Below are 25,294 nucleotides of genomic sequence, written 5' to 3' on the forward strand. Positions count from 1 at the left end.
AGCAGAGCGGCCAGCAGGATTCGAACCTGCACCTCGGCGAGTCTTGTCCGTTCTCGGGTGATCTGGCGTTCGGCGGAAATGCTGATTCTGGAGCGAGAGTCTGAGCTTGATCCCGGCTGCCTCTACCGATTGGGCTACCCCGGCGTGATGGTGCCGGGGACAGGATTCGAACCTGCACTGGTGACCGAGTGGTTCAGGCTGACGTTTCAGTTTCAGCTTTCACGCTCCCAACGGGAGCGCACCCCCGCGCTCCAGCGGGGGAGTCTGTGGACGCTATCGGAACAGGTAGTCGAAGACCACCGCACCGACACGCTCGTCGGTGATCTCCATGTTGTTGGCTTCCTCGCGGGCGAACTTCACCGCGTGCTGAAGCTTCTCCACCCGGTCGACGAGCTCGTTGACCCGACGGGCAGGCAGCGCACCGGAGAACTTCACCGTGGTCCAGTAACCCACCGGAATGTCCTCGTAGTACACCTCGACCTGCGCCGGGTGCTTCTCCGTCGCCTCAGCCTTGACGTGGTTGCGCGGCACCTTCTTGGTGCGAATGGTCCGAACCTGCTCGGTGCGCCAGTAGTCAGCGGACTCGTCGAAGTTCCAGTCCTCGGCCGCGTCCAGCAACGGCAGCTTCTTCACGAAGGTGTGCAGGTCGGTCAGCTGCTTCTCGAGGAACAGCAGATACGACACAGGCACGTCGCGAAGCAACGTCTGCCCGTCCACCACCACATCAGCCTTCGCGACGCAGTTGGCCCAGTCCTTGGTCGCCGTGACGTCGAAGAGCCGAGTCATCACGGAAGCGGTCTTCCGCAGCACGTCCTCGGCCTTGATCTGCACGCGAGTGGACTCCGGCGGCAACACCTCGCCGTCCTCGTCCTTCGGCTGGTACGTCCGGGAGATACCGGCCAGCAGCGCGGGCTTCTGCAACCCGTGATGCGCGTCGGTGAGGTCCCGAAGCGTGCCCCCTTTGACACTCTTCTCCACCGCGATGATCTGGTTCAGCTTCGTCATGCCGCACCCCCCTTTGGTCTCGCGCACCCTACGTGCCGGAAAGCCGTGCCTGCACGCGATTTCAGCTCGCCGCGGCAACGGACGCCGGTTGAGTTTGGGCCAAGGTGCTCATTCCTGTCCCGAAGCGGTGCTGCCGGCCATGTCATGCCGGCACGTCGGGGTCCTGCGCCTCGCCCGGCAGAACCTGGTCGACCCATGCGAGCAACGCGGGCAACGCTTTGTCGGAGCTGTAGCAGTCTCGGTCGGTGCCGAGCACCTGCGCTTCCAGATGCGGCCATCCCATGCGCAAGGCGTTGTAGTGCGCCTGGCCTTCGCGCTGATCGGGGTATCGCCGCATGACCTCTTCCACGAGATCGAGGTATCTGCTGATCGCGTCCACGGCGTCTCCCTCGGGTGAGGCCAGGCCCGTGGCCATGCCCGGAGTTGTGAGGCTAAGTGAGGGGTGGCTCCGCCAATGCGAAACCCCCAGGCCTGTGACCTGGGGGTTTGGTGGGCCGCCAGGGACTCGAACCCTGAACCCGAAGAGTAAGAGCCTTCGCTTGGCGTTGTTCGTCGATCTTCCTCGACAGTGCTCACTACCTGCGCGGATGCGGTCTTGATCTGAGCACTGTGGACAGTCGCTTTGCGACGTTTATCGACGTTTTGCGAGACTAAAGCACATCATGATCTTGGTCCTTCTGGGACCGTCCACACCCCTGCCATCATCCCGACACTGAGCCAAGAACGCGGCCGGTGGTGCTGGGTCAAGGTACTCGTTCCAGCCTTGACGCGGCGCTGTCGGCCGTTGTCATGCTCGTGGCGTCGGGGGTGGCCCGGCTTGGTGCTCATCGAGCGCTCCTGCGGCTTCGCCTGGTGCCTGATCGGTGGCAAGGCGGCGAAGCCGGCGCGGCAGTCGAGCGCCAGGACCGGCAGTCCGCGGTGACCCTGACGGCGCTCGTAGGGAGCTGCTGGCCGGCATGGCACTACGGGCGAGCTCGTCGGCTTAGGCAAGGCCGGAGGACGGTGCGCTGCGCCGCCCGGCCGACCGGCGCAGCGAAGCGGATGCCGGGAGTGCCGGGATGGAAGGTGTTCGCCGTACACGCGGAGCGTGCCGCCAGCGGCGGCCTTGATCCAGTAGAGGACAATTCGGCAAGGTGTTATTGTCGCGTATGACTAGCGAAGATAGGTTTCCTCGCCAGATTCTGCGGGACTACCTTTATGTTGATGTTGACAAGGTTAAGTCCATTGCTGGCCAACTGGATTCGGGTGTGCCAGAGGAATCAAGGCTGACCGCTAAAGACAATAGTAGAACGACCGTGGGCTGGAACAAGGTACTTTCATACGCTCCGGAGCATGGTTCAGAGTCGTATATTCAAAGGTCAATGCTTGACTCGCTTTTCCCTGAGCTTGAGGAAGCGCTAGAAGACGGTTGGCTGACTGATATTAGTGATCTCTTCAGTGAGGACGGTGGAGAGGTATTCGACGATGTGAAATCGATCTGTCCTGAGGGCTCTCTATTTCGCCTGACTGCCGATGGGTTTTTGTTTGACAGCACGTATCTTGGGGCGATGTTTGGCAATCTGTCTACAGCGCTAGCGGGTTACCAGGCGTTTAATTCCGCTATTGAAGAGATGTCCGGGCAAGAGGAGGATCAGCCCGTTCGATCAAAGAAGAATCAGCCCAAGCGTCCAAGTAAGTTGCCGTCCGGCGAGAAGCAGGTGGTGGAAGATACTAGACTTGAAAGTAAGATCGAGGATTTTGGGGCAGAGTTTGGTTACTCTGCGGATTTCTTGCGTGCGATTGTGCGGACCTCGCGAGGTCTGTTCTCCCCCGGATTGAACCTGGTCCAGGTGAGTTCGGGTGCGCGCAACAACATGACTGTTAATGCAAGGCTTCTTGAGAATCGTCGCTACTTGGATGCGGATGCCCCCATAATCGGATCCCGGTTCGGCGCTTCATCCCAAAGCTGGACGGTGGTGGGCACGGTCGGTCACTACTCAAAATCAACCGAAGAGGTCGAGGGGCGAACTGTGGAGAACTCTGCATCTTCGCAGGCAATGCAAGGAAAATTCGACCGGAACAATTTTGTTCGAATGGTTAATGGAATGATTGAGGAAGTGGCTGCCACGGGATTGACGGATCTGCCGCAGCATCCTGCTCTTTCGGTCATTCCAATTGCGGTTTATCGGGTTATTGAACGAAAGTAGATGCTGAGTTTTTCTTGGGCCTTGTTTGGTGGAGTCATGACTCCAGTTGGAGCGCCGTCAAGGTAATGCACGTGCATGGATCTCGATGCTGGCTAATAGTGGCAGGAAGGCAATGGCGACACCGATGGAGTCGAGTTATGATGCGCCGCGAAAGTATTTCGATCAGCTGAGGCTCGTTGTTTTTGAGACAGAAGACCAGATGGCCGAAGAGGCTTCTAGTGAATGGCATCTGATTGTTCATGGTGGCGGCAAAGGTATTGATCTAGGTGAATTTGAGGTTGCTGTAGAGAGTTTCATTCGCGAAGCTGGTAGCGTCGAATATGAAGGCGTCAAGCAGCCTCCATATTTCAACCTGAAGATCGAGAAGAGCCACTTCAACTGGGGTGCCGATGCAGTAGTAATCGGTGCTGTTGTTGCGGTGTCAGGCTGGGTTGCCTCGAATGTGGCGTGGGATCTGCTGAAGTTTTTCGGGCGTAAGTTGGGGGATCGCGTATTCGACGAGCCTTACGTGGAGCCGCTTACCGAGGATGAGGCGGTTCGTCTGGTCAAAGGTATGATTTATCGTCGACACGCGGTCTCGCCTGATCTGCTTAGGCTGACTAGCGCAGATGTAAATGAGCAAAATCATGCCAGGCTTGCGTTCGTCGACCATAACGAAATTGAATATGACGTCAACGTCAAGAAGGATGCTGGAGTGGCTTTCATTGTGAATATTTCTCGCAAGTTCCCTCTTGGTGAGTAGTTAGATGGCACGCGACTCGGTTGTTGATCTAGAAGCTGCGTTCTTTCTCTCGAAGAAGGCGCTTGCAAAATCGTTGCCTCGTCGGTGGCGACATGTTCAGGGTGTAGCTCGGGCGGCTGAGTTGTGTTCCCCTCTGTTCTCACGCGACGATGCAGACCTACTAGTGGCAGCAGCTGTGCTTCATGACATCGGATACTCTCCTGAGCTGGCGAAGACAGGATTTCATCCGCTTGACGGGGCTTGCTATCTGAGGGGCGTCGGTATGGATGGGCGCCTTTGTGCGTTGATTGCTCATCACTCATGTGCATACCGTGAAGCGGAGTTGCGCAATCTTTCTGCGCAGCTCGCAGTATGGGGTGACGAGGAGGGCGCGCTTCGTGACGCCTTATGGTGGGCGGATATGACGACGACGCCCGACGGTAAGCCAACGAACGTGCATGACAGAATCGAAGAGATCCAGAAGCGGTACGGCCCAGAAGACCTGGTGACTTTCTTCATTCGGCAGGCCAAGCCCGAGTTGGTCGCTGCGGTCGAGTGCACTGAAGAACGCCTCCGCGCGGCAGGAGTCGACTACACCGCGAAGTAGGGCGTCGATCGCTCCTCGAACCCGTGCTCGATCCGAAGCCGGATGGACGGGTGGATGTTGAGCACGTCGAGGTCTCCGCGGCTTACCCAGTGAACTTCGCTGGACTCGTTGCTCGTCCGCAGCTCGCCACCGATCAGCCGTGCCCGGAAGCAGATGGAGAACTGCTGCCGCACCTCGCCATCCGTGTAGGCGATGACGTGCGCAGGGTCGGAGTACACGCCGATGATGTCGACGGGCTCAACGTCGATCCCGGTCTCTTCCTTGACCTCGCGGATGACGGTGTGGCCGATGGTCTCGCCAACGTCCTGCGCCCCGCCAGGGATTGAGTACAGGTCGTTGTCGGTCCGCCGGATCATCAACAGCCGGCCTTGCTCGTCCTGCACGAACGCCGTCACCGCTACGACGATGTTGGTCGCCTTCGGTGCGTTCGGGTCGTTGTAGTGATCAGTGCGAGCCATGCCTACCTGCCTACCACTTCGGCGGCTTCGCGCCATCCCAGACGCCTTGGAAGCTCTCGGCGTACGTCTCGAACAGGTCGCCCCCGGACAAGCGCCGCAGGTGCAGGACCGGCGCGTGGGCTGCCATGAAGCCGTGCACGTGCGTGTTCACGAGCATCTCGTCATCGAAGCGGTAGATCGAGTTGTAGAGCGTCGTGCCGTGCACGCGGATCTCCACGCCTGACACCTCGGCCAACGGCTTGTAGACCGCGAGGGCGTTACGGATCTTCGCGCCAAGCGTGGTCTTGCCGATGCCCTCTTCTTCGCTGCGGCGCGCGACCTCACGGCTTGCGGGGTCTCCGAGCAGCAAGCGGATCTTGACGCCGCTCTCCGCCTTCTGGCGCAGCGTCTTGATCAAGGCTGGGTTGTCCACCATGAACATGCCGGCATAGACGAGGATCGAGATGCTGATCTTGGACTGCTCGATCAGGTGTCCCCAGATCTCCTGCGGCACGGCATGGCGGTGTGCGTAGACCTGCACGACCTCGGACTCGTTGATCTCTTTCTTCTTCTCTGGCGCGACGGCGTCTGGCCAGAGGTAGGTCTCGGTCTCGCGGACCATCGCGGCGATGGCGTGTCGGTGGCGTGGGTACGGTGTCCGGTCCTGCGTGATCCACCGTTCGACGGTCTTCGGGTCTACGCCGGTTGCCTTGGCGACTTCATCGAAGCCCAAAGTGTTGCGCAGCAACGCATCCCGCAGGCGTTGGTTCGGCATGAGCCACCCTCCGTACAACTAGGGACGACTTCAATGTAGCTGAGACGTCTGTAGTTGTCCTGTTGTGTGGTGTTGACGTCCTCTCGATTCGTCGAAAGTCGTAGGTGTCGAGATGTCGGGGAGCGGCCCCGACCGGCACAAACGTCAGGAGAACGACGATGGCGATCACAGGTGGGAGCAGGTTCCCGGCGGGTCACGACTTCGTGTTCCCGAGGGGCGCGCTCGTGATGGGCGTCGAGCCGGTGCTCAAGTTCCAGTCGGCTGAAGAGCGCGCCAAGGGCCTCCCCGTCGAACAGGAGAAGGACAAGGAGACCGGTCAGCTCGTGTGGTCCGTCCTGGTTATCGACCAGGCTGCGGAGCGCAAGGCGGACGCTGCGGTCACGGTCAAGATCTCGGCACCTCACCAGCCGGTGCCGCCGGAGGCGATTCCGGGTACGGACATCCGCCCGGCGATGTTCGAGGGCCTGACGGTGACGCCGTGGATCGATGACAAGGGCTGCCGTGGCGGCCACGTCGGTGAGCGGCACCGCTGCCGGGCGAAGCTGGGTTACAGCCTGCGGGCCACCGGCATGAAGGCCATCGTCGCGGCCAAGCCCGCACCTAAGGCGGCGTGATCCGTGCCCGACTTGATGCGTCTGCACCTGACGGCGAACCTGCCGATTCGGGTGGAACCGCTCGTCTTCGCCGGACGGGTCGAGTTCCGGTTGGGCAACGCGTTTCCGGCAGTCCTGGTGGTCGACGCGGAAGCGCTGCCCCGGCTTGCTGAGGCGGTCGCGGAGGGTCAGACGGCTCTCGATGCGGCGCGGGGTGGTCAGTGATGGGGTTCAACGCCACCTGCACGCCCGGTCAAGACGCGGGCGCGGCCATGGTCCGGGTGACGCCTGAGGTTCCGGCGCTGGCCATCTACCTCGACCCGGTCAACATCGCGATTCAGCTCCCGCCCTTCCCCGGCGGCTCGGACGTGCTGATGCGGTTCTGCCGGGAGTTGTCGCGTGAGGCTTCCAAACTGGCGGATCACCTCGGCGGTCAGGAAGGCCGGCACGCCTTGGCGGAGGGAGATCCTGATGTCCGCAGTTGAGGCGATGCACTGGGGCCTTGCTGAGCAGGTTCGGACGCTGAGCGAGGCGCACGACGTGCTGAGCAAGCTCCTGCCCAATCCCAAGTCTGCGCCCGCTGTGTTGAAGGACTACTACCTCCGCTCGGCCGCCGTCTATGCACGCGTCGCGGAGACCGATCGCAGCCACCACCACGAGGCCATGTATTGGGCGAACCGTGAGCGTGAGAAGGGGGAGGCGATCAAGGTCACGAAGACGGCGAAGAAGTAGCAACAGTCCTTATTGGACGGAGCGCGTGACTCTGCTGGGTCATGTGGCGATTCCGCACGTCTTGTTGCGGTGCAAAGAGAACGTGAGACGCAGGAGCGGAACCCGGCTACCAACCTCGCCGCTCCTGCGTTGTCCACCCAACTCAGGAGTGAACAACGATGAGCGTAGAGCCTGAGCGCATTCGTGCGCTAGACGGGGATCGGATGATCTCCACCAGGCAGACCGTTTCCAGCTACGTCGTGATGCTCGATGGCGGCTCGCTGGAGACGATGGAACTCACGGCTGCGCAGGCTAGGGGCTTCGAATGCCTGACCTGTAGGGCGCAGCACACCGCCGCTTCGGGAGCGTTCCAGCCTGTTGGGCGCATCCCGAGCGTGGGCAGCGTCTTTCAGTGCCTCAAGTGCGCTGGCGGTGCGCGATGAAGGGCAACCGCTGGGTCGATCCCGCGCCGTTCGAGGGCGCACGTCCGCAGGTCCCTTGGTGGGTATGGCTTCCCGGCTGGGTCAAGCTCGTGCTCGCGCCGTTCGCGCTGCTCTGGCTCGCCGTCCGCCTGGTCGCGCTACTGGCTGTTCTGGCGGTTCGATACCCGGTCGCAGCCACGGCCGGCCTCGGCGGCTACGGCGCCTATCACCAGTTCGGTCTCTCGCCGTTGGTGATCGCGTTGCTGTCGCTCGTGTGCGCCCTGACCGTCTGGTACGGCCTCGATCGAGACTCGTTCCTGCGGCACGGCTGGTACCGCGTCCTGACCGAGTGGCGGCGGCTCACGGTGTACGTGCCGCAGTGGCGCACCGTCATGCGATTGGCTGAGCTGTCCAAGGACAACCGGGGGCGTGAGTACCGGCCGAAGCTGCGCCGTGTGCGCTCCGAGGGCTGGCGGGACAAGGTCCGGGTGCGCATGATCCCGGCGCAGTCGCCTGAGCAGTGGGAGCTGCGGCGGGAGAACCTGGCGCACTCGTTCAACGCGCGGTCCTGCCGTGTTCGTGTGCTCAAGCCTCGGGTGCTTGAGCTCGACTTCATCCACGCTGACCCGCTGGCGCGTCCGGTCGCGGTGCCTCAGCTCGCCGACCCCGGAGAGGTCGACCTCAAGCGCGTAGTCGTCGGCCGTACGGAGACCGGCAAGCCCTGGCGGCTGCGGCTGCTCGGCTCTCAGGTACTCGTGGTCGGCGTGCCCGGTGCGGGCAAGGGCTCGGTGCTGTGGTCGATCGTCTGGCAGCTCGCCCCAGCCATCAAAGCTGGAATGGTCCGCCTCGTCGGCATCGACCCCAAGGGCGGCATGGAGCTGGGGCAGTGTCCGGACGCGTTCGAGAAGGTCGTCTACGACAACGGCCCGGAAGCTGTTGCCCTGCTTGAAGAAATCGCCGCTGAGGTCAAGGAGCGCGCCACTCGATACCGGGGCATCCGGCGGCTCTGGGCGCGCAGCACTGGTGAGCCGTTCACGGTCCTGATCGTGGATGAGCTGGCGGACCTGATCGCCTACCAGTCGGACCGGAACCTGCGTGAGCGCGCGACGCGGGCTATCCAGACGATCACATCTCAGGGACGTGCACCTGGCTACGCCGTCGTCGGCCTGGTCCAGGACCCGCGCAAAGAGATCGTCGGCTTTCGGCACCTGTTCACGACTCGTGTGGCGTTGCGCCTCGATGAGCCGGTGCAGGTGGACATGGTCCTCGGGGATGGCGTTCGGCAACGGGGTGCGGCTGCTCACGAGATCAGCGAGAACACGCCTGGTGTCGCCTGGGGCAAGGAAGACGGGCAACGCGAACCCGAGCGTGCAAGGGCCTTCAACGTCACCGACGCGGACTTGGTCGAGCTGGGCGTCTACCTCGCCCCGGCCACGGTTCACGAGTTCCCCGAGTGGACGGATGGGAGGGCTGCGGCATGACCGAGTACCTGACGCGCTCAGAGCGAATGAAGCAGCCGGCCGCGCTCGACGTGGTTCGTGCCGTCGCTGAAGAGCACGGCGTGTGCATCCGGCCGTTGGCCAAGGAGCGGATCGACCTCGACACCGGGCGCGTGGACATCGTGCCTGTGCCGTGCGGCTCGACCGTGGCCAGTGTGTGCCCCACCTGCGCGGAGAAGAACCGGCGTCTGCGGATGGCGCAGTGTCGCGAGGGATGGCACCTCACTGAGGAACCCGACTTCACGCCGGACGCTCCGAGCGACGATCAGCGGGAGCTGACCGCCTACCGGGCTGACCTCGTGAAGGCCTTCCGCCTGGCCCTCGACGAGGGCGACGAAGTCGGAGCCGAAGAGGTTCGGGAAGACGTCGCGGAGGTCGACACCGAACTTCGACAACTCGGAGTCCGCGGTTCACTCCCCTCCCTGGAAGTGCCGCTCAAGGCAGCTCGGAAGCGGTCGACCAAGCGGCGGCAGGACGCGCCCAACCTGCCTCGGCGGCCGGTCAGCAAGCGCACGGTCGGCAAGGTCTTTGGAGGCAAGTACCAGCCCTCGACGTTCCTCACGCTGACGCTCGACACCTACGGCAAGGTCCGGAGCGATGGCACGCCTGTTGATCCGGCCACCTACAACTACCGGCGTGCTGCTCGGGACGCGGTGCACTTCGCGGCGCTGCTGGACCGGTTCGTTCAGAACCTTCGGAGGTGCGTCGGCTGGGAGGTTCAGTACTTCTCGGCGGTCGAGCCGCAGAGGCGGTTGGCTCCGCACTGGCACGCGGCGGTTCGGGGCAGCATCTCGCGGGCTGAGCTGCGCGCGGTTGCTGAGGCCACGTATCACCAGGTCTGGTGGCCCGAGCACGACGAGATCAAGTACAGCGGTGACAACCTGCCGGTCTGGGACGTCCGGGCCAAAGGGTTCGTTGATCCGCAGACTCGAAAGGCCTTGCCTACCTGGGAAGACGCCATCGACCAGGTGGAGCGACCCGCACACGTCGCGCGGTTCGGGGTGCAGGTGCACTCGAAGGGCATCCTCGGCGGCACGGAAGAGGCCGGCCGCCACATCGGCTACCTGACGAAGTACCTCACCAAGAGCATCAACGAGTGCTTCGACGCCCAGACCGCCCGGCAGGAAGACCACGCCGAACGGCTGTGCGCTGAGCTGGCCGTGACGCCCTGCTCGCCGCAGTGTCCCGTGTGGCTGCTCTACGGCGTCCAGCCTCGGGGAGCGCGGCTGTCCACGGTGCCGGGCAAGTGCAATGGCAAGGCACACAAGCGAACCACGCTCGGCGTTGCTGGTCGGCGGGTGCTCGTGTCGCGGAAGTGGTCCGGGAAGTCGCTCGCTGACCACAAGCACGACCGGAAGACGTTCGTTCGGCAACTGCTCGCGGACGTCGGCATCAAGCACGAGGACCAGCCCCAACGGGTCGTCTGGAACAACGTCGAGCCCGGCGACCCGAACGTGCCACCACGGGCACACCTGCTGTTGAGCGCCGTTGCAGAGCGCCGCAGGTGGAAGGCCGAATACACGGCCGCGCTGCTTGCATCCGCCGGACCTCCGGGGAGTTCGGCAACACCGCACGCTGCTTGATCTAAGGGGGAACATCATGGAGACACACCAGTTTGAGCCACTGTGGACAGTCAGTGACGTTGCGGCCTACCTGAACGTCCCGGTCCACACGCTCTACGGCTGGCGGACGAAGAACTACGGCCCGCCCGCACGGCGCTTGGGGAAGCACCTGCGGTACCTGCCGTCCGAGGTGCGGAGCTGGTTCGAGCACCTGCTTGAGGAGGCGGCCTGATGCCTCGTCCACCACTCGACATCGGCACGTACGGCAAGATTCGTTGCAATCAAACGGAAGCAGGCTGGACCGCCGTCGCGAACTACCGCGATTTCGACGGCAAGACACGGCCGGTGCTTCGCAGGGGGAAGACCAAGCCTGAGGCTGAGCGGAGGCTCAAGAAGGCGCTCTCCGAGCGCAAAGGCCCGACGGGAGACTCGTTGACGCCAGACAGCCGGTTCAAGGACGCGCTTGAGGCGTGGCAGATGAAGTTTCAGAAGCTCGTGGACATGGGCAAGCGGTCACCGAGCAGCCTCGACACGTACCGCAGCATCCTCGGCCGGCATGTGCTTCCGGGCCTCGGTGAGCTGCGGATTCGTGAGATGACCGTGGCACGGATCGACGCGTTCCTGGGCATGGTGTGGCGGTCGGTTGGGGTCGACAGCGCCAAGACGGCGCGCTCGGTGATCTCGGGTGCCCTGCGGATCGCTGTTCGGGATAGGGCGCTCGACACGAACCCCGTGAGGGACACGGACCCTCTGGAGAGCGGGCGTAAGAAAAGCCCGAGGGCGCTCACGCGGGAGGAGCGCTTGTTGTGGCTGGAAATGCTGGAGTCAGACCCGGTAGCGGTCCGGAAAGACCTGCCTGACCTGTCGCGCTTCATGATGGCCACGGGCGTGCGGATCGGTGAGGCGCTGGCCGTCTACTGGGACGACGTCGACTTCGAGGCCGGAACGGTCGACGTGAACTACACGGTCATCCGGGCCAGCGGGCTCGGGCTGATCAGGAAGTCGACCAAGACGGAGGCGGGCGAGCGGATGCTACAGCTGCCCAAGTGGGCGCTCGACATGTTGCGGCGGCGACGTGGGGTCACGCTGTTCCCGAACGGGCCGGTCTTCCCGAACAGCCTCGGCGGCCTCCGGGACCCGTCGAACACTCGCAGGGACCTCCGGAACGCCCGTGGAGGCGATGAGTTCGCGTGGGTCACCTCGCACGTCTTCCGGAAGACGGCGGCCACGATTCTCGATGAGGCGGGGCTCTCTGCACGGGTCGTCGCGGACCAGCTCGGGCACGCCCGGCCGTCGATGACCCAGGACACCTACCTGGCTCGGAAGGTGGTCGACCGGAAGGCCGCCGACGCGCTGGAAGGGGCACTCGACCGGCCTGAGCAGGACGAACCGGGAGAGGCTGGAGGTTGAGAGTCGCGGAGTAAAGCGCATCAAAGGCGTATCAGTGATCTTCCAAAGCGAAACCCCCAGGCCTGTGACCTGGGGGTTTGGTGGGCCGCCAGGGACTCGAACCCTGAACCCGAAGATTAAAAGTCTCCTGCTCTGCCAATTGAGCTAGCAGCCCTCGCCGGGACAGCCTACCGATCTCCACCTCCGCATGTCCTCCGGGTTGCCAACCTCACGGTTGAAGCACCACCTCCACGGCCGGACCAGGCCCAAGAAGCAGCCACGGAGAGGATCAGGCAAGGAGACAGCAGCGGGTACTGAAGCGGCTGAACACCAACTACTTCGACCTCTGCTGGATGCACAACTGGGATTCGGAACACCCCGATCCAGGAGATCGCGCGGACCCTCGACGACCTGGTGGGATCGGGCAACCTCGACGAGGTCACGCCGACACAGGAACAGATCGCCAGGCTCAGCCACCTCTCGCAGCCCGAGCTCAACTACCCCGCGGCCTCGACGGCGAGCCGCGGGCGATGCAGTTCGCCGAGGACCACGGTGGACGGCGAGGCCTCGGGGATCACCCGCCGCTGCGGCAGGGCGACGTTCGCCACTGGGGTAGAGCCTGCTCCACCCCGAGAACGGAAGCGTGCGTGACTGCGACACCAGGCACGCGGTTGGCAATCTGTCCTCACCACGGCAAGGGGAGGCACAGGATGAAGAAGACGCTGGTAGGAGTGCTGGCAGCGGCCATGCTGTTCACCGGGACGGCGATGGCCGCGCCGGCGAGTGGCGTGCAGAAGCAGCTTGATGGGCTCACGAAGCAGCACGAGTTCCCGGCGGCGCTGGCGACGGTCACCGAGGCCAACGGCCGGACGAGCGCCTACACCTCGGGCACGTCCGAGTTGAACAAGCGGACGCCTGTTCCCAGGAACGGGCAGGTGCGGGCCGGGTCCAACACCAAGGCGTTCGTTGCCACTGTGGTCATGCAGCTCGTCGGTGAAGGGAAGGTCGAGCTCGACAAGCCGATCAACCACTACCTGCCCGGCGCGATCAAGGACGACCGGATCACGGTCCGGCAGTTGCTCAACCACACCAGCGGGCTCGCGAACTACACGAACTACATGGGGCTGGAGAAGTTCGAGGAGGTGCGGCACCGCTACCTGGAGCCGCGCGAGTTGCTGGACATCGGGAACGCGCACCCCGTCACCAACGAGCCGGGCGCGAAGTTCAAGTACAGCAACACGAACTACGTGCTGCTCGGTCTGTTGATCCAGAAGACCACCGGGCGGCCGGTCGCGGAGAACGTCGACCAGCGCATCGTGCGGAAGCTGAACCTCAACGACACCTACTGGCCCGGTGTGGGTGACGAGACCATCAAGGGCAAGCACCCGCACGGGTATGCCAGGACCGGCAACGGGATCGAGGACGTCACGGAGCTCGATCCGAGCTGGGGCTGGGCGGCCGGCCAGATCATCTCCACCACCAAGGACCTCAACACCTTCTACCGCGGCCTGTTGAAGGGCGACCTCGTCAAGAAGGCGCAGCTGGACGAGATGAAGAAGACCGTCGACACCGCCGGTGAGATGTGGCCGGGCGTCGAGTACGGGCTGGGCATCGCCAGTGCGCCGTTGTCCTGTGGTGGACGGTCGTGGGGTCATGGTGGCGACATCCACGGTTACGAGACGCGGGGCGGGGTCACTGACAGCGGCAGGGCGTTCTCCGTTGCTGTGACGGCGTTGCCCGGCACTTTCCAGGACACGCCCGAGGAAGGCGCGAAGGCCCACGACGCTGTTCTGGCCACTGTGGACGCTGCTCTGTGTGGTGCCAAGTGATCGCGGTCGCGGCGCTCACGGCCCTGACTCTTCTTGTCCCCCAGCAACTCGACCAGATCGTCAAGGACGGCACGCCTGGTGTCGAGGCGCACGTGAACGGGCACGACCTCGCGCGCGGCAACGCGCCGGTCAACGGGCAGGTGCGCATCGGGAGCATCACCAAGTCGTTCGTGGCGGTCGCCACGCTGCAGCTCGTCGCCGACAACAAGGTCGAGCTGGACGGGCCCGCGAACAAGTACGTGCCGCACATCAAGGACGGCCGCATCACCGTGCGCCAGGTCCTGCAGCACACCAGTGGACTGCCCGACTACGTGCTCGACGTCGGGGTCCCGAAGATCGCCGACATCCGGGACAGGTACTTCGCGCCGCACGACCTGCTGGACGTCGCGCTGGCCAAGCCGCCGAGTTTCCAGCCGGGCGAGAAGTACGAGTACAGCAACACGAACTACGTCGTCGCCGGGCTGCTCATCCAGAAGGTCACCGGACGCCCGGTCGGCGAGGCGATCCAGCAGGTGATCACCAAGGCGGGCCTCAAGGACACGTACTGGCCGAACCAGGGCGAGCAACGCATCCGCGGCCGTCACGCCCAGGCCTACGCGCTGAGTGACCTGCTCGACCCGAAGTCCGAGGTGGTCGACGCGACGGAGATCGAAACGTCCGCCGCGTGGGCGTCCGGCGCGATGGTCTCCACGCCCGCTGACGTCGCCAAGTTCTTCAAGACGCTCATGCAGGGCGGACTGCTCAAGAAGGCGCAGCTCGACGAGATGCGCAAGGCCGTCACCGTCGACGAGAAGAGCGCCTACGGCCTCGGGCTGGAGAGCACCAAGCTCAGCTGCGGCGGGGTCTGGTGGGGGCACGGCGGGTCGATCCACGGCTGGGCGTCGCTGGGCGGTGCGACCGACAGCGGCAAGAGCGCGGCGGTCACGCTCACCGCGCTCCCCGGCACGTTCGGCGACGACCCGGCGAAGAAGTTCCAGCAGGTGTTCGACGTGATCGACACCGCGCTCTGCAAGAAGTGACGTCAGCGGGCGTACCGGAGGACCCAGAGCATGTCCTGCTCGGTCACCGGTTCGTCCGCCACGCACGCCAGCAACCAGTCCGTCAGCGCTTCCGGATCGATGCCCGCCCCGATCAGCACCAGCTGAGTCGGGGCGTCGTCGACTGGTGTGAACGAGACGTACGCGCCGACGGTCTGCAGCATGAACGTGCCGAGCGGGAACCGCACGAAACCCTTGGCGCGGAACAACCCCTCCGGCCGTGCACCCAAGAAGTCCATCAACAGCTTGGGGTGCAGCGGATCCGTGTATTCGAAGGACACGCTGTCAAAAGAGGCGTGCGCGTGCGTGGAGTGGTCGTCCAGATCGTCGAACGACAGCTGCCGCGGTCCCAGGTCCGGCGGCCGCACCTCGAACAGCAATGCCGGATCGATCTGCCCGTGGGAAACCGGAATCACCGGCGCCGAACAAGGCAGCGAAGGCAACGACGAAACCCGGTCGATCTTGTTCAGCACCACCAGATCGGCCATCGCGAGATCGCGTTCCAGGTGAGGCACGGCATCGAGTTCCACCGCGTCGGCCACGTAGATCAGCCCGCCGTAGGACACGCCTGGCGCCTGCAGCACCATCCGGACCATGGCCGCGGGCTCGGCGAGCCCGGACGCCTCGATCACGATGACGTCCAGGTCCGCCGCGGCCAGCCGGGTCAGCATGTCGTCGAGCTCGGTGCCGTCGACCGCGCAGCACAGGCAGCCGTTCGACAGCGACACCATCGAGTCGACCTGGGCCGAGACGGAGAACGCGTCGATGTTGATCTGCCCGAAGTCGTTCACCACGACGCCGATCCGCGTGCCGCCGGACGTGCGCAGCAGGTGGTTGAGCAGGGTGGTCTTGCCGGAACCGAGGAAGCCGGCGAGCACGACGACGGGGATCACGACGTCCGAGGCTAGCCGGTGAACTCGGCGTTCCGCCGCAGCACCTCGTCCACGGTGCCGTCGAACATCGGCGGGTAGATCACCAGCTCGTCCACGCCCAGGTCCTCGTACTCCCGGACCACGGACGCCGTCAGCGGCACCTGCGCGGACACGCTGATCCGGAACTCGGAGGGGCGTGAGGGGAACCGGGCCAGGTGGCCGCGGATGTCGTCGGGCGTCCCGATGCCGAACCACCCCTGCGCACGGGTCACGGCCCGCCGGAACGCCGAAGGGCTGTGCCCGCCCACGACCACGCGCACGTTGGACGGCCGCGGATGCGCGTCCACCCCCGAGAACGACACGAACTTGCCCGCGAACGCCGGCGAGGGCGCGTGCCAGAGCTGGTCCATCGCGTCCAGGTACTCGTCGGTCCGCGCGCCGCGATCGTCGAACGACACCCCGACCGCGGTCATCTCCGGTTCGAGGTAGCCGGCACCGACGCCGAGCGTGAACCGGCCGCCGCTGAGCAGGTCGAGCGACGCCACCTGCTTCGCGAGCACCAGCGGGTTGCGCTGCGGCAGGATCACGATGCCGGTCGCGAGCTCCAGCGTGGACGTGACCGCCGCCACATAAGCCAGGTGGGCCAGCGGATCCACGATCACGGCGTCCGGTTCGGACGGTGACGGGTCGACCCGCGGCGACGGCAGCACCACGTGGTCGGACGCCCACCACGATCGATAGCCGAGTGATTCGGCCAGTTGGGCGAGCCGCCGCGTCTCGTCCGGTCCCGCGTGGTCGCCGATGTTGAGCCCCTGCACCCCGATGTCCATGGTCGGGCCAACCATCGATTTGCGTCGATCATTCCCGAAAGTGCAACGGAACAGGCACTTCGCGCATCAGAATGACGAGAAGGGGGGCGATGATGACCGAGTTCCTGGCTGCCGCGCTGGCGTTTCCGACCGTGGTGTTCAGCTTTCTGTTGCTGATAGTGCTGGCCTACTGGCTCACGGTGGCGTTGGTGGGCCTGGACTTCGACGCCCCGGTGATGCCGATCTCCATCTCGATGTTCGTCGTGATCACGTGGTTCGCCGCGCTGGTCGGCACGGTGCTCACTCCTGAGGGTTCGCTCCGGTACGCCATTCTCGCCGGGGCGCTGCTCGTGGGGGCACTCGTCACGAAGATCCTTCTCATCCCGGTCAAGAACTGGACGAAACCGGAGAAACCGGCGTCCCGCAACGATTTCGTGGGTCGTACCGCGATCGTCAGGACGACCAGGGTCACCGAGCGGTACGGGCAGGCCGAGGTGACCGCCGACGACGGCGGTACGGCGGTCGTTCAGGTGCGAGCGGCGCAGAGCACCGATCTCAAGGCGGGCCAGACCGCGTTGATCTTCGACTACGACGCAGAGGGCGAGTTCTTCTGGGTCGTGGACATCACCACAGGGGGCTGAACATGGGTGCGATCTCCACGGGGCTGATCGTGCTGATCGCCGTGATCGCATTGGTGCTGATCCTGGCACTGATCACGCTGAGCAGACTTTTCAAGAAGTGCGAGCAGGGCAAGGCTCTGATCGTCTCGAAGATGCGCAAGGTCGACGTGACGTTCACGGGAACCGTTGTGCTGCCTGTGCTGCACAGGTGCGAGACGATGGACATCTCGGTGAAGACCATCGAGATCCGCAGGGCCGGCAACGAGGGCCTGATCTGCAAGGACAACATCCGCGCGGACATCCGCATCACGTTCTTCGTGCGGGTCAACAAGACCGTCGAGGACGTCATCAAGGTCGCGCAGGCGATCGGCACCGAGCGGGCGAGCCACGAGCAGACGTTGCAGGAGCTGTTCAACGCCAAGTTCTCCGAGGCGCTCAAGACCGTCGGCAAGCAGCTCGACTTCGTCGACCTCTACACCCACCGCGACGAGTTCCGCGACCGGATCGTGCAGGTCATCGGCACCGACCTCAACGGCTACAGCCTCGAGGACGCGGCCATCGACTACCTGGAGCAGACGCCGCTCAAGCAGCTCGACCCGGCGAACATCCTGGACGCGCAGGGCATCCGCAAGATCACCGAACTGACCGCGATCGAGCACGTCAAGACCAACGAGTTCACCCGCAACGAGGAGAAGGAGATCACGCGCCAGAACGTCAGCGCGCGTGAGGCGATCCTCGAACTCGAACGGCGCCAGGCCGACGCGGAGATCAAGCAGAAGCGCGCGATCGAGACCGCCCGCGCGCAGCAGGAGGCGGAGACGCAGAAGGTCCAGGCCGAGGAACGCCTCAAGGCCAACACCGCCTTCATCCGCACCGAGGAACAGCTCGGCATCCAGACCGAGAACAAGGCCCGCGAGATCGCCGTCGCCGAGAAGAACCGCGAGCGCGTGATCGCCGTCGAGACCGAGCGCATCGAGAAGGACCGCATGCTGGAGGTCATCGCCCGCGAACGCGAGACGTCGCTGCGCATGATCGAGAAGGACAAGGAACTGGAGCACGAGCGCCGCGCGATCGCCGACCTGGTGCGCGAGCGGGTCGCCGTCGAGAAGACGGTGGCCGAGCAGGAGGAGAACATCAAGCGCCTGCGTGCGGTCGAGGAAGCCGAGCGCGACCGTCAGCAGATCATCATCCGCGCCGAGGCCGAGGCCCAGGAGTCGCTGGTCAAGGACATCAAGGCCGCCGAGGCCGCGGAGCAGTCGGCGCAGCACAAGGCCCGCGAGGAGGTCGTGCTCGCCGAGGCCCGCAACAAGGCCGCAGAGCTGGACACCCGTTCCAAGATCCGTCTCGCGGAGGGCGCGCAGGCGGAGGCCGCGGCCAAGGGCCTGGCGGACGCACTGGTCAAGGAACGCGACGCCGCCGCGTCCGAGGCGTTCGGTCGCGCCGAGGCCGTGGTCGACCGCGAGAAGGCGCTCGCCGACGCCGAGGGCATCAAGGAACGCCTCAAGGGCGAGGCGGAAGGCCTGTCGCACAAGGCGGAGGCGATGGCCGCACTCGACACCGCGACCCGCGAGCACGAGGAGTACCGACTGCGCCTCGAGGCGGAGAAGGAGATCCGGCTCCGGGGCATCGACGTGCAGCGCGAGATCGCCGAGGCCCAGGCCATGGTGCTCGCGGCCGGTCTGGAGAAGGCCGACATCGACATCATCGGTGGCGACACGATGTTCTTCGACCGGATCGCCAGCTCGATCACCGCGGGCAAGCAGGTCGACGGCTTCGTCGGCGGCTCGGACGTGGTGCAGGCGCTGGGCTCGAAGTGGATGGACGGGTCGGCGAACTTCCCGGAGGACCTGACCAAGATCCTCAGCTCCTTCACCACGGGTGACGCGCAGAACATCGCCGCGGCGATCGCGCTGACCCAGATGGCCAAGAACAACGGCCAGAACGCATGACACAACTCGACGCGGGCACTTACGAGGTGCTGCGGGCAAGACTGGCCGACCAGGCCGCCCAACTCGCCCGCAGCACCGAGGCGCTGAACGACCGGCGCGTCGAGACGTTCGGCAGCACAGCCCTCGAACTCGTCGCCACCGAACGCATCCGCACCGAGAACAACTGCGTGCCGCGTGACATCGTCGCGCTCGGCGACGTGATGCTGTTCGGCTACAACGTCTTCATGGGCCTCAAGCCCGAGACGACGGTCAACGACGTCTTCGCGGCGCACGACAGGGACTTCGCCACGGTCGAGGCGGAGTTCCTGCAGGACCCGAGGTTTCGCAACGACTTCGCCGAGCTGTACCGGTACTACCGGGAAACGCGGCTGCTCCAGCTGCGCACGGTCGAGTCGAGGCTGCTCGCGGTGTTCCAGACCGGCGAGCAGATCGAGGACCTCCGCGTCCTGCGCTGGGACGTCAAGGTCGACGGCACCGTCACGTACGTCGACAACCGCGGCGACCGGGACCACGTCTTCCCGCCCTCGCACGACTTCACGTGGGTCGAGACGACCCGCGAGCAGCACGTGCTGGGCCGGCACCCGCACATCGCCATCGACAACGAGGTCTTCGTCGAGACGGTCGGCGGCACGCTGACCGTCAAGATCGAGGACAACACCGAGTCGGGCGAGGGCGTCTACGAAGAGCCCGTCGACGAGCCGTTGCAGAGCCTCGCGGACGCCGAGATCCACTATGCCCGCGTCGGCCCGTTGATCCTCCTCAAAATCCTGCCGTACAAGGAGACGGCGTGGCGGCACCTGGTGTTCAACACCCGCACCAAGGAGGTCACCAGGCTCGACGGCATCGGCCAGGCCTGCCAGCGCCTGCCCGAGGATCAGGGGATCATCTTCCCCGGCGGCTACTACCTCGTCACGGGCGCGGACAAGACGTTCGACGTCGACACCGACGAGCTGGAGTTCGAGCGGGTCGTCCGGTCCGCGAACGGCGAGGACGTGCTGTACGTCTTCCACGCCCGCCGCGAGGGCCGCAGTCTCCTGTTGCCCTACAACGTGATCCGCAAGGAAGTCGCGACACCCATCACCTGTCACGGCTACTCGCTCTTCGCCGACGGCACGCTCGTGGTGTTCCGCGAGACCAGCTCCGAGGCCGTGCGCGTGCACCCGATGCAGGTGTGGCGCACGCCGTTCGTGCACGACGAGGTGCTGCCGGACCAGGCGGGCCCGCTCGCCCGCATCGGCAACGCCGATCTCGTTCGCGGCATCTCGGACTGCCTGTCCATCACCAGGATGAGCGCCGGGATGACGCCGAGCGCACCGGTGTTCGAGGGGCTGATCGCCCTGTGCACCAGGGTGATCGACGGCGTGTTCTGGCTCGACGAACTGGGCCTCAAGCAGGACGTCCAGGCCGTCCGCGCCACGGCGGAGCAGGTGCTGGACGAGTTCGAGGCCGTCCGCACGCTCACCGAGCACGCCGCCCAGCAGCTCCACACGGCCGGTGAGAAGCTCGCCTCACTGGTCAGGCTCGCCAGGTCGGCCGCGCCCAGAAGCGCCGACGAGTGGGTGCGGTTGCTGGCCGATCTGCGGTCCGCGCAGGGCCGGCTGATCACGCTCAAGGACCTCAAGTACGTCGATCTCGAAGAGATCGACCGCCGCGAGGCCGAACTGGTCGAGGAACTCGGCGCGTCCGCGCGCAGGGCGGTCGCGTTCCTCAGCGGTGAGGGCGCGTTCTCCCAGTACCACGAGGAAATCGACCAGATCGCGGCCGCGGAGCTGAAGACCGCGGCCGAGGCGAAGCCGTTGCGCGAACGCCTCGCGCAGCAGCAGACCGGGCTGGAGGTGCTGACGGAGGTCGTCAGCACGCTCGACGCCGCCGACACGACGACCCGCACGCAGATCCTCGCGAGCATCGGCGAGGTGCTGGCCGCGGTCAACCGCGCACGGGCCACTGTGGACGGTCGTCGTGCCCAGCTCGCGAACGCCGAGGGCCGCGCCGAGTTCGCCGCGGAGTTCGCACTCCTCGGCCAGGCCATCACCGGCGCCCTGTCGGTCGCGGACACCCCGCAACGCTGCGACGACCAGCTCGGCAGACTGTTGCTGCAGCTGGAGAACCTGGAGTCGCGGTTCGGCGAGTTCGACGACTTCCTCGCCCAGGTCGGCGCCAAGCGCACGGACGTCTACGAGGCGTTCTCCGCCCGCAAGCAGACGCTGCTCGACGAACGCGCCCGCAAGGCCGACCGGCTCGTGCAGTCCGCGGAACGGGTGCTCGGCACGATCCGCCGTCGCGTCGGGAAGCTGACCTCGACCGATGAGATCAACACGTACTTCGCCGGCGATCCGATGGTCGCCAAGGTTCGCGCGGTCGCCGAGCAACTCAGGGAACTCGGTGACGTCCGGGCTGACGAGCTCGACGCGAGTCTGCGCGATGCCCGGCAAGAGGGAGGCCGGGCACTGCGGGACCGGGCCGATCTGTACGACGGCGCGTCGATCGTGCTCGGTCGTCATCGCTTCCCGGTGACGACCGAGCCGATGAACCTCACCCTGGTGCCACGCGACGGCCGCCTCTACTACGCGGTCACCGGCACCGACTACCGCAGCGAGGTCACCGACCCGGAGTTCGGGAAGACCACCGGGTTCTGGGACCAGCTGCTGGTCTCCGAGACGCAGGACGTCTACCGGTCCGAACACCTGGCCGGATGCCTGCTCGCCGAAGGCCGCACCGACGTCACGAACGCCGCCGCGGAACGCTACGACGAGGGCTACGAGAAGGGCGTCCACGACCACGACGCCGAGAAGATCCTCGCTGTCCTGCAACGATTGCACGCCGGCGCCGGCCTGCTCCGATACCCGCCGCAGGCCCGTGCCAAGGCGCAGATCTTCTGGTCCGAACAGCCAGAAGACCAACGCGCGGTGTGGACGCGCAAGGCCGAGTCGCTGGCCCGCGCCCGCACGATCTTCGGTGGCACGCACGGAATTCCGGAGCTCACGAAGCAGTTCGGGCTCGACGACCTCAGCGCCGAGTACCTGTTCGAGGAACTCGCCTGCGAGCCCAGGGGATTCGTCACCAGCAAGGCCGCCCGCGCGGTGATCGACCGGTTCCGCGCGGTCGTCACCGAGGAACTCCGCGACCGCGACCTGATCGAGGCGTGGCTCAGTGCGTTCCTCAAGGACGAGGACTGCCCGGAGTTCCCCGAGGTCGTCGCGATCCTGCTGACCGACCTGCCGCGCTACGACTCCAGCGCGTCGCTGACCGAGACCGTCACCGGCCTGCTCGGCACGCACCCGCGCGTGCACGACCAGTCGATGGACCTGCGCCTGGACGAGACCCTGACCAGGCTCAGGACGTTCAACGCCGAACAGGTGCCCGCCTTCCGCGCCTACCAGCGCCAGCGCGACGAGTTGCTGGCCGAGGAACGTCGCAGGCTCCGGCTCGACGACTACAAGCCGGCCGTGCTCAACACCTTCGTGCGCAACAGGTTGCTGAACGAGGTCTACCTGCCGTTGATCGGCGACAACCTCTCCAAGCAGCTCAACGACGGTACCGGCCTGCTGATGCTGATCTCCCCGCCCGGCTACGGCAAGACGACGCTCGTGGAGTACGTCGCGAACCGCCTGGGCATGGTGTTCGTCAAGGTCAACGGCCCGGCGCTGGGCACAGGCGTCACCTCGCTCGACCCGGAGGAGGCACCGAACGCCACCGCGCGCCAGGAGGTCGAGCGGATCAACTTCGCGTTCGCCCTGGGCAGCAACGTTCTCCTGCACCTGGACGACATCCAGCACACCTCACCCGAGCTGCTGCAGAAGTTCATCTCGCTCTGCGACGCCCAACGACGGATCGACGGCGTCTGGGACGGCGAGGCACGCACGTTCGACCTGCGGGGCAAGCGCTTCGCGGTGTCGATGGCCGGCAACCCGTACACCGAGACCGGCCGCGCGTTCCGCGTCCCGGACATGCTCGCGAACCGCGCGGACGTGTGGAACCTCGGTGACGTGCTGTCCGGCCGCGACGCGCTGTTCGCGTTGAGCTACCTGGAGAACGCGTCCGGTTCGAACCCGACCCTGGGCGGCGTCGACGTGGAACCGTTGGTGCGCTTGGCGAACGGCGAGAGCGTCCGGCACGACTACGAAACCGTCGAGCTGGAACGGATGCTGTCGGTGGTCCGGAAGCTGCAACGGATCCAGCAGGTCGTGCTCAAGGTCAACCAGGCCTACATCGCGTCCGCCGCGGACCCGTCCGGGCAGCCGTTCCTGTTGCAGGGCAGCTATCGCAACATGAACAGGATGGCGGCGAGGATCGTGCCGGCGATGAACGACGCCGAGGTCGAGGCGTTGATCGACGATCACTACCTCGGCGAGGCCCAGTTGCTCGGCTCGCTGGCGGAAGCGAACCTCGCGAGGCTCAGGGAGCTCAAGGTCTAGGTTTGTCGCAGTTCAGCACCAACGGCTTGCCGTCCGGTCCGCGCAGGTCGACCGGTTGCAGGTGGTACTTCTTCAGGAGATCGCAGAACTCGTCGCTCATCGGCCATTCCATGCAGCGCTTCAACTCGTCGCCGAGCAGCTTCGAGTCGCAGCGCAGCAGGTCGAACAGGGTCGCCTGGGGCGCTCCCTGGCCCGGCGGAGGCGGTGGCGGCCGGTGGTCGGGCCGGTGCCGGGGCGGCGGGTTGACGCCAGGGGGCGGCGGCGGAGGAGGCGGAGGCGGCGGCCGATCGGCACCGATGACGGAGACGGTGGTCGTGGCGGTCGCGGTGATGACCTCGGGCGGCACGGGCGGTGGAGCCACGAGGCGGATGTCGACGGGCTTGTCCGGGGGTGCCGAGAACAAGACCGCGACGAGGGCAGCGCCCATCACCGCGACCGCGGCTGTGAAGTAGCCGCGGCGTCTGACACCAGTCATCGCTTTCGCTCCCCAGGTTCCGCCTGCCCGGTAGCCGCCGTCCCCGTGGAATCGTTGTGCCCGCTAACGGTGTTACGGGATCGGGAAATCAGCCCGTCCTGTCAGGCCCCGCGCTGGTCAGCGAGATCCGCAGGATCACGCGCTGCTCACGTTCCATCGCGGACCGGTAGTCGTTCCAGTCGGAGTGCTCGCCGGAGATGGTCCGGTAGTACTCGACCAGCAGGTCCATCGCCTCGGGCAACGGCACCACCGTCGCGGTGCCGTTGATCTGGATCCAGCGCCCGAAGAAGCTGTCCGGCAGCACGCACAACGAGACGTGCGGATCGCGCTGGACCTGTTTCGTCTTGTAGGCGGTGGCTCGCGTGGAGACGAGCACGTCACCGTTGTCGTCCAGTGCGACGAGCACCGGCGACATGGACGGCGTGCCGTCGGATTTCACCGCGCAGAACACCGCGCGGTGCTGGCTGCGGAGCACTTCCCGTGCCTGGTCCAGTTCCATGGTCTTCATCCTGGCGAGACGGGACGATGTCCGCATGCCCGATCCGAACTCCGTCAGCTGGCAGCTGCACGCGGATCCGACGATGTGGATCGCCGGAATCGCGAGCCTCTACCTGCAGGCACTGCACCCCAGGGCGGTCGCGGGTGTCGTGCAGAACTCGAACTTCCAGGCAGATCCGCTCGGCAGGCTCAAGCGCACGGCGGATTTCGTCGACCTCGGCGTCTACGGCACCGACGAGGAGATCGCCACCGCGGCGGCACGGGTGCGGGCCACGCACCGCAGCCTGCGCGGCGTCGTCGACGGCAGGACGTTCCGCGTCGACGACCCCGAACTGCTGCTCTGGGTTCATTGCTCGGAGGTTTCCTGCTTCGAAACAGTGCTCGACCGCGCGGGGTACGGGCTGTCCGGGAGGCAGAAGGACCTCTACTACGCCGAACAACGATCTGCGGCCGCTTTGGTCGGATTGCACCCGGATGAAGTACCGGGATCCAGGCGCGAAATGGCCGAATACTTCGACTGGATGCGTCCGTTTCTGCGTCGAACGACCGATTCTGATGTGATCTACGACTTCTTGCACGGTCCGCCCGTGCAAGGGTGGCTCCGCCACGGACTGCCCGTGTACCGGGTTCTGGTGGGCCACCTGGCGTACTCGGTACTACCCGAGTGGGCGCTCGAACTACACGGCCGCGAGCCCTACGTTCACGCCGATCGATGGCTGCGAATGATGCGCCGAGCTGCGCTTATCGTGCCTTTCAAGATCAGAAAGCTGGCTCCGCCCGGCCATCTCAGGCGCGCGATCGAGCGGCAGGGCAGGCATGTGACACCCAGTAAAGCGAGGCTTCCGTAGTTGTCATACATCACAGTCGATCATCGCCGCAGGTC

General features: G+C 65.3%; 25 protein-coding genes and 1 tRNA gene. 17 read left to right on the forward strand and 9 right to left on the reverse strand.

Features of this window, described 5'->3' with window-relative positions; genetic code table 11:
- Positions 1-273 precede the first annotated feature (273 nt).
- Complete coding sequence (locus SK854_RS20460) at positions 274-1,005, reverse strand: DUF7873 family protein (protein ID WP_319976700.1); 732 nt, start codon at positions 1,003-1,005, stop codon at positions 274-276.
- A 142-nt stretch (positions 1,006-1,147) separates the two neighbouring features.
- Entirely contained in the window at positions 1,148-1,420 is a 273-nt protein-coding gene (locus SK854_RS20465; protein ID WP_319976701.1) for a hypothetical protein, read from the reverse strand.
- Positions 1,421-2,153: 733 nt separating this feature from the next.
- Between SK854_RS20465 and SK854_RS20470 the strand changes: the two genes are divergently transcribed.
- The 3 genes from SK854_RS20470 to SK854_RS20480 are packed head-to-tail and all read left to right on the forward strand — an operon-like array spanning position 2,154 to position 4,519.
- A complete protein-coding gene (locus SK854_RS20470; protein ID WP_319976702.1) occupies positions 2,154-3,191 on the forward strand; it encodes a DUF6414 family protein in 1,038 nt (345 codons plus the stop codon).
- 46 nt (positions 3,192-3,237) lie between these two features.
- The gene (locus tag SK854_RS20475; RefSeq protein WP_319976703.1) at positions 3,238-3,933 is read left to right on the forward strand and encodes a hypothetical protein; all 696 of its coding nucleotides are present in this window, start codon (positions 3,238-3,240) and stop codon (positions 3,931-3,933) included.
- Between the two features lie 4 nt (positions 3,934-3,937).
- The gene (locus SK854_RS20480; protein ID WP_319976704.1) at positions 3,938-4,519 is read left to right on the forward strand and encodes an HD domain-containing protein; all 582 of its coding nucleotides are present in this window, start codon (positions 3,938-3,940) and stop codon (positions 4,517-4,519) included.
- On the opposite strand, the gene SK854_RS20485 is transcribed toward SK854_RS20480, so the two are convergent.
- Positions 4,504-4,977 (reverse strand): NUDIX hydrolase, encoded by a 474-nt coding sequence (locus tag SK854_RS20485; protein WP_319976705.1) that lies wholly within the window; start codon positions 4,975-4,977, stop codon positions 4,504-4,506. The genes SK854_RS20480 and SK854_RS20485 overlap by 16 nt on opposite strands.
- Positions 4,978-4,987: 10 nt before the next feature.
- Positions 4,988-5,731 (reverse strand): DUF5919 domain-containing protein, encoded by a 744-nt coding sequence (locus SK854_RS20490; protein WP_319976706.1) that lies wholly within the window; start codon positions 5,729-5,731, stop codon positions 4,988-4,990.
- A 158-nt stretch (positions 5,732-5,889) separates the two neighbouring features.
- Between SK854_RS20490 and SK854_RS20495 the strand changes: the two genes are divergently transcribed.
- From SK854_RS20495 to SK854_RS20530, 8 genes are all read left to right on the forward strand, one after another.
- Positions 5,890-6,345 (forward strand): hypothetical protein, encoded by a 456-nt coding sequence (locus SK854_RS20495; RefSeq protein WP_090066053.1) that lies wholly within the window; start codon positions 5,890-5,892, stop codon positions 6,343-6,345.
- Between the two features lie 3 nt (positions 6,346-6,348).
- On the forward strand, positions 6,349-6,549 hold the full coding sequence (locus tag SK854_RS20500) for a hypothetical protein (protein ID WP_090066052.1): 201 nt from the start codon (positions 6,349-6,351) through the stop codon (positions 6,547-6,549).
- A complete protein-coding gene (locus tag SK854_RS20505) occupies positions 6,549-6,809 on the forward strand; it encodes a hypothetical protein (RefSeq protein ID WP_319976707.1) in 261 nt (86 codons plus the stop codon). Before SK854_RS20500 ends, SK854_RS20505 begins: the two co-directional genes overlap by 1 nt.
- Positions 6,796-7,056 (forward strand): AMED_5909 family protein, encoded by a 261-nt coding sequence (locus SK854_RS20510; RefSeq protein ID WP_319976708.1) that lies wholly within the window; start codon positions 6,796-6,798, stop codon positions 7,054-7,056. Before SK854_RS20505 ends, SK854_RS20510 begins: the two co-directional genes overlap by 14 nt.
- A gap of 391 nt (positions 7,057-7,447) precedes the next feature.
- Positions 7,448-8,938 carry an FtsK/SpoIIIE domain-containing protein gene (locus tag SK854_RS20515; RefSeq protein ID WP_319976709.1) on the forward strand — a complete coding sequence of 497 codons (1,491 nt, stop codon included), beginning with the start codon at positions 7,448-7,450 and terminating at the stop codon, positions 8,936-8,938.
- Entirely contained in the window at positions 8,935-10,539 is a 1,605-nt protein-coding gene (locus SK854_RS20520) for a replication initiator (protein WP_319976710.1), read from the forward strand. The genes SK854_RS20515 and SK854_RS20520 overlap by 4 nt, the downstream gene beginning before the upstream one ends.
- 16 nt (positions 10,540-10,555) lie before the next feature.
- On the forward strand, positions 10,556-10,750 hold the full coding sequence (locus SK854_RS20525) for a helix-turn-helix transcriptional regulator (RefSeq protein ID WP_065915790.1): 195 nt from the start codon (positions 10,556-10,558) through the stop codon (positions 10,748-10,750).
- Positions 10,750-11,928, forward strand: coding sequence for a site-specific integrase (locus SK854_RS20530; RefSeq protein ID WP_319976711.1), 1,179 nt, complete (start codon positions 10,750-10,752; stop codon positions 11,926-11,928). Before SK854_RS20525 ends, SK854_RS20530 begins: the two co-directional genes overlap by 1 nt.
- A 78-nt stretch (positions 11,929-12,006) precedes the next feature.
- Here the strand turns inward: SK854_RS20530 and SK854_RS20535 are convergent.
- Positions 12,007-12,082, reverse strand: a tRNA-Lys gene (locus SK854_RS20535).
- Between the two features lie 535 nt (positions 12,083-12,617).
- Between SK854_RS20535 and SK854_RS20540 the strand changes: the two genes are divergently transcribed.
- Both SK854_RS20540 and SK854_RS20545 read left to right on the forward strand, forming a co-directional pair.
- A complete protein-coding gene (locus SK854_RS20540) occupies positions 12,618-13,736 on the forward strand; it encodes a serine hydrolase domain-containing protein (protein WP_319976712.1) in 1,119 nt (372 codons plus the stop codon).
- Positions 13,733-14,755, forward strand: coding sequence for a serine hydrolase domain-containing protein (locus SK854_RS20545; RefSeq protein ID WP_319976713.1), 1,023 nt, complete (start codon positions 13,733-13,735; stop codon positions 14,753-14,755). Before SK854_RS20540 ends, SK854_RS20545 begins: the two co-directional genes overlap by 4 nt.
- A gap of 2 nt (positions 14,756-14,757) precedes the next feature.
- On the opposite strand, the gene SK854_RS20550 is transcribed toward SK854_RS20545, so the two are convergent.
- Both SK854_RS20550 and SK854_RS20555 read right to left on the reverse strand, forming a co-directional pair.
- A complete protein-coding gene (locus tag SK854_RS20550; RefSeq protein ID WP_319976714.1) occupies positions 14,758-15,666 on the reverse strand; it encodes a CobW family GTP-binding protein in 909 nt (302 codons plus the stop codon).
- Between the two features lie 11 nt (positions 15,667-15,677).
- Positions 15,678-16,475 carry an LLM class F420-dependent oxidoreductase gene (locus SK854_RS20555; protein ID WP_319976715.1) on the reverse strand — a complete coding sequence of 266 codons (798 nt, stop codon included), beginning with the start codon at positions 16,473-16,475 and terminating at the stop codon, positions 15,678-15,680.
- A gap of 92 nt (positions 16,476-16,567) precedes the next feature.
- On the opposite strand from SK854_RS20555, the gene SK854_RS20560 reads away from it, so the two are divergent.
- From SK854_RS20560 to SK854_RS20570, 3 genes are read left to right on the forward strand one after another with little or no spacing between them, the layout of a single operon-like run.
- Positions 16,568-17,095: a hypothetical protein gene (locus SK854_RS20560; RefSeq protein WP_319976716.1), complete on the forward strand. Its 528-nt coding sequence runs from the start codon at positions 16,568-16,570 to the stop codon at positions 17,093-17,095.
- Positions 17,096-17,097: 2 nt separating this feature from the next.
- On the forward strand, positions 17,098-19,023 hold the full coding sequence (locus tag SK854_RS20565; protein WP_319976717.1) for a flotillin family protein: 1,926 nt from the start codon (positions 17,098-17,100) through the stop codon (positions 19,021-19,023).
- A complete protein-coding gene (locus tag SK854_RS20570; RefSeq protein WP_319976718.1) occupies positions 19,020-23,438 on the forward strand; it encodes a DNA repair ATPase in 4,419 nt (1,472 codons plus the stop codon). The genes SK854_RS20565 and SK854_RS20570 overlap by 4 nt, the downstream gene beginning before the upstream one ends.
- Here SK854_RS20570 and SK854_RS20575 read toward each other — a convergent pair.
- Entirely contained in the window at positions 23,428-23,913 is a 486-nt protein-coding gene (locus SK854_RS20575) for a hypothetical protein (protein ID WP_319976719.1), read from the reverse strand. The genes SK854_RS20570 and SK854_RS20575 overlap by 11 nt on opposite strands.
- A gap of 88 nt (positions 23,914-24,001) precedes the next feature.
- Positions 24,002-24,412 carry a PPOX class F420-dependent oxidoreductase gene (locus SK854_RS20580; protein WP_319976720.1) on the reverse strand — a complete coding sequence of 137 codons (411 nt, stop codon included), beginning with the start codon at positions 24,410-24,412 and terminating at the stop codon, positions 24,002-24,004.
- A 34-nt stretch (positions 24,413-24,446) separates the two neighbouring features.
- On the opposite strand from SK854_RS20580, the gene SK854_RS20585 reads away from it, so the two are divergent.
- Positions 24,447-25,259 (forward strand): oxygenase MpaB family protein, encoded by an 813-nt coding sequence (locus SK854_RS20585; RefSeq protein WP_319976721.1) that lies wholly within the window; start codon positions 24,447-24,449, stop codon positions 25,257-25,259.
- Positions 25,260-25,294: the final 35 nt, after the last annotated feature.

It is taken from the genome of Lentzea sokolovensis, assembly GCF_033949975.1.
In the GTDB taxonomy this organism is placed as follows: domain Bacteria; phylum Actinomycetota; class Actinomycetes; order Mycobacteriales; family Pseudonocardiaceae; genus Lentzea; species Lentzea sokolovensis.

Excerpts from the sequence above, each read along its gene's own strand:
- SK854_RS20460 (WP_319976700.1), bottom strand. The coding sequence starts at position 1,005 with ATGACGAAGCTGAACCAGATCATCGCGGTGGAGAAGAGTGTCAAAGGG.
- SK854_RS20465 (WP_319976701.1), bottom strand. The coding sequence starts at position 1,420 with ATGGCCACGGGCCTGGCCTCACCCGAGGGAGACGCCGTGGACGCGATC.
- SK854_RS20470 (WP_319976702.1), top strand. The coding sequence starts at position 2,154 with ATGACTAGCGAAGATAGGTTTCCTCGCCAGATTCTGCGGGACTACCTT.
- SK854_RS20480 (WP_319976704.1), top strand. The coding sequence starts at position 3,938 with ATGGCACGCGACTCGGTTGTTGATCTAGAAGCTGCGTTCTTTCTCTCG.
- SK854_RS20485 (WP_319976705.1), bottom strand. The coding sequence starts at position 4,977 with ATGGCTCGCACTGATCACTACAACGACCCGAACGCACCGAAGGCGACC.
- SK854_RS20490 (WP_319976706.1), bottom strand. The coding sequence starts at position 5,731 with ATGCCGAACCAACGCCTGCGGGATGCGTTGCTGCGCAACACTTTGGGC.
- SK854_RS20495 (WP_090066053.1), top strand. The coding sequence starts at position 5,890 with ATGGCGATCACAGGTGGGAGCAGGTTCCCGGCGGGTCACGACTTCGTG.
- SK854_RS20505 (WP_319976707.1), top strand. The coding sequence starts at position 6,549 with ATGGGGTTCAACGCCACCTGCACGCCCGGTCAAGACGCGGGCGCGGCC.
- SK854_RS20510 (WP_319976708.1), top strand. The coding sequence starts at position 6,796 with ATGTCCGCAGTTGAGGCGATGCACTGGGGCCTTGCTGAGCAGGTTCGG.
- SK854_RS20520 (WP_319976710.1), top strand. The coding sequence starts at position 8,935 with ATGACCGAGTACCTGACGCGCTCAGAGCGAATGAAGCAGCCGGCCGCG.
- SK854_RS20525 (WP_065915790.1), top strand. The coding sequence starts at position 10,556 with ATGGAGACACACCAGTTTGAGCCACTGTGGACAGTCAGTGACGTTGCG.
- SK854_RS20530 (WP_319976711.1), top strand. The coding sequence starts at position 10,750 with ATGCCTCGTCCACCACTCGACATCGGCACGTACGGCAAGATTCGTTGC.
- SK854_RS20540 (WP_319976712.1), top strand. The coding sequence starts at position 12,618 with ATGAAGAAGACGCTGGTAGGAGTGCTGGCAGCGGCCATGCTGTTCACC.
- SK854_RS20555 (WP_319976715.1), bottom strand. The coding sequence starts at position 16,475 with ATGGACATCGGGGTGCAGGGGCTCAACATCGGCGACCACGCGGGACCG.
- SK854_RS20560 (WP_319976716.1), top strand. The coding sequence starts at position 16,568 with ATGACCGAGTTCCTGGCTGCCGCGCTGGCGTTTCCGACCGTGGTGTTC.
- SK854_RS20565 (WP_319976717.1), top strand. The coding sequence starts at position 17,098 with ATGGGTGCGATCTCCACGGGGCTGATCGTGCTGATCGCCGTGATCGCA.
- SK854_RS20570 (WP_319976718.1), top strand. The coding sequence starts at position 19,020 with ATGACACAACTCGACGCGGGCACTTACGAGGTGCTGCGGGCAAGACTG.
- SK854_RS20575 (WP_319976719.1), bottom strand. The coding sequence starts at position 23,913 with ATGACTGGTGTCAGACGCCGCGGCTACTTCACAGCCGCGGTCGCGGTG.
- SK854_RS20580 (WP_319976720.1), bottom strand. The coding sequence starts at position 24,412 with ATGGAACTGGACCAGGCACGGGAAGTGCTCCGCAGCCAGCACCGCGCG.
- SK854_RS20585 (WP_319976721.1), top strand. The coding sequence starts at position 24,447 with ATGCCCGATCCGAACTCCGTCAGCTGGCAGCTGCACGCGGATCCGACG.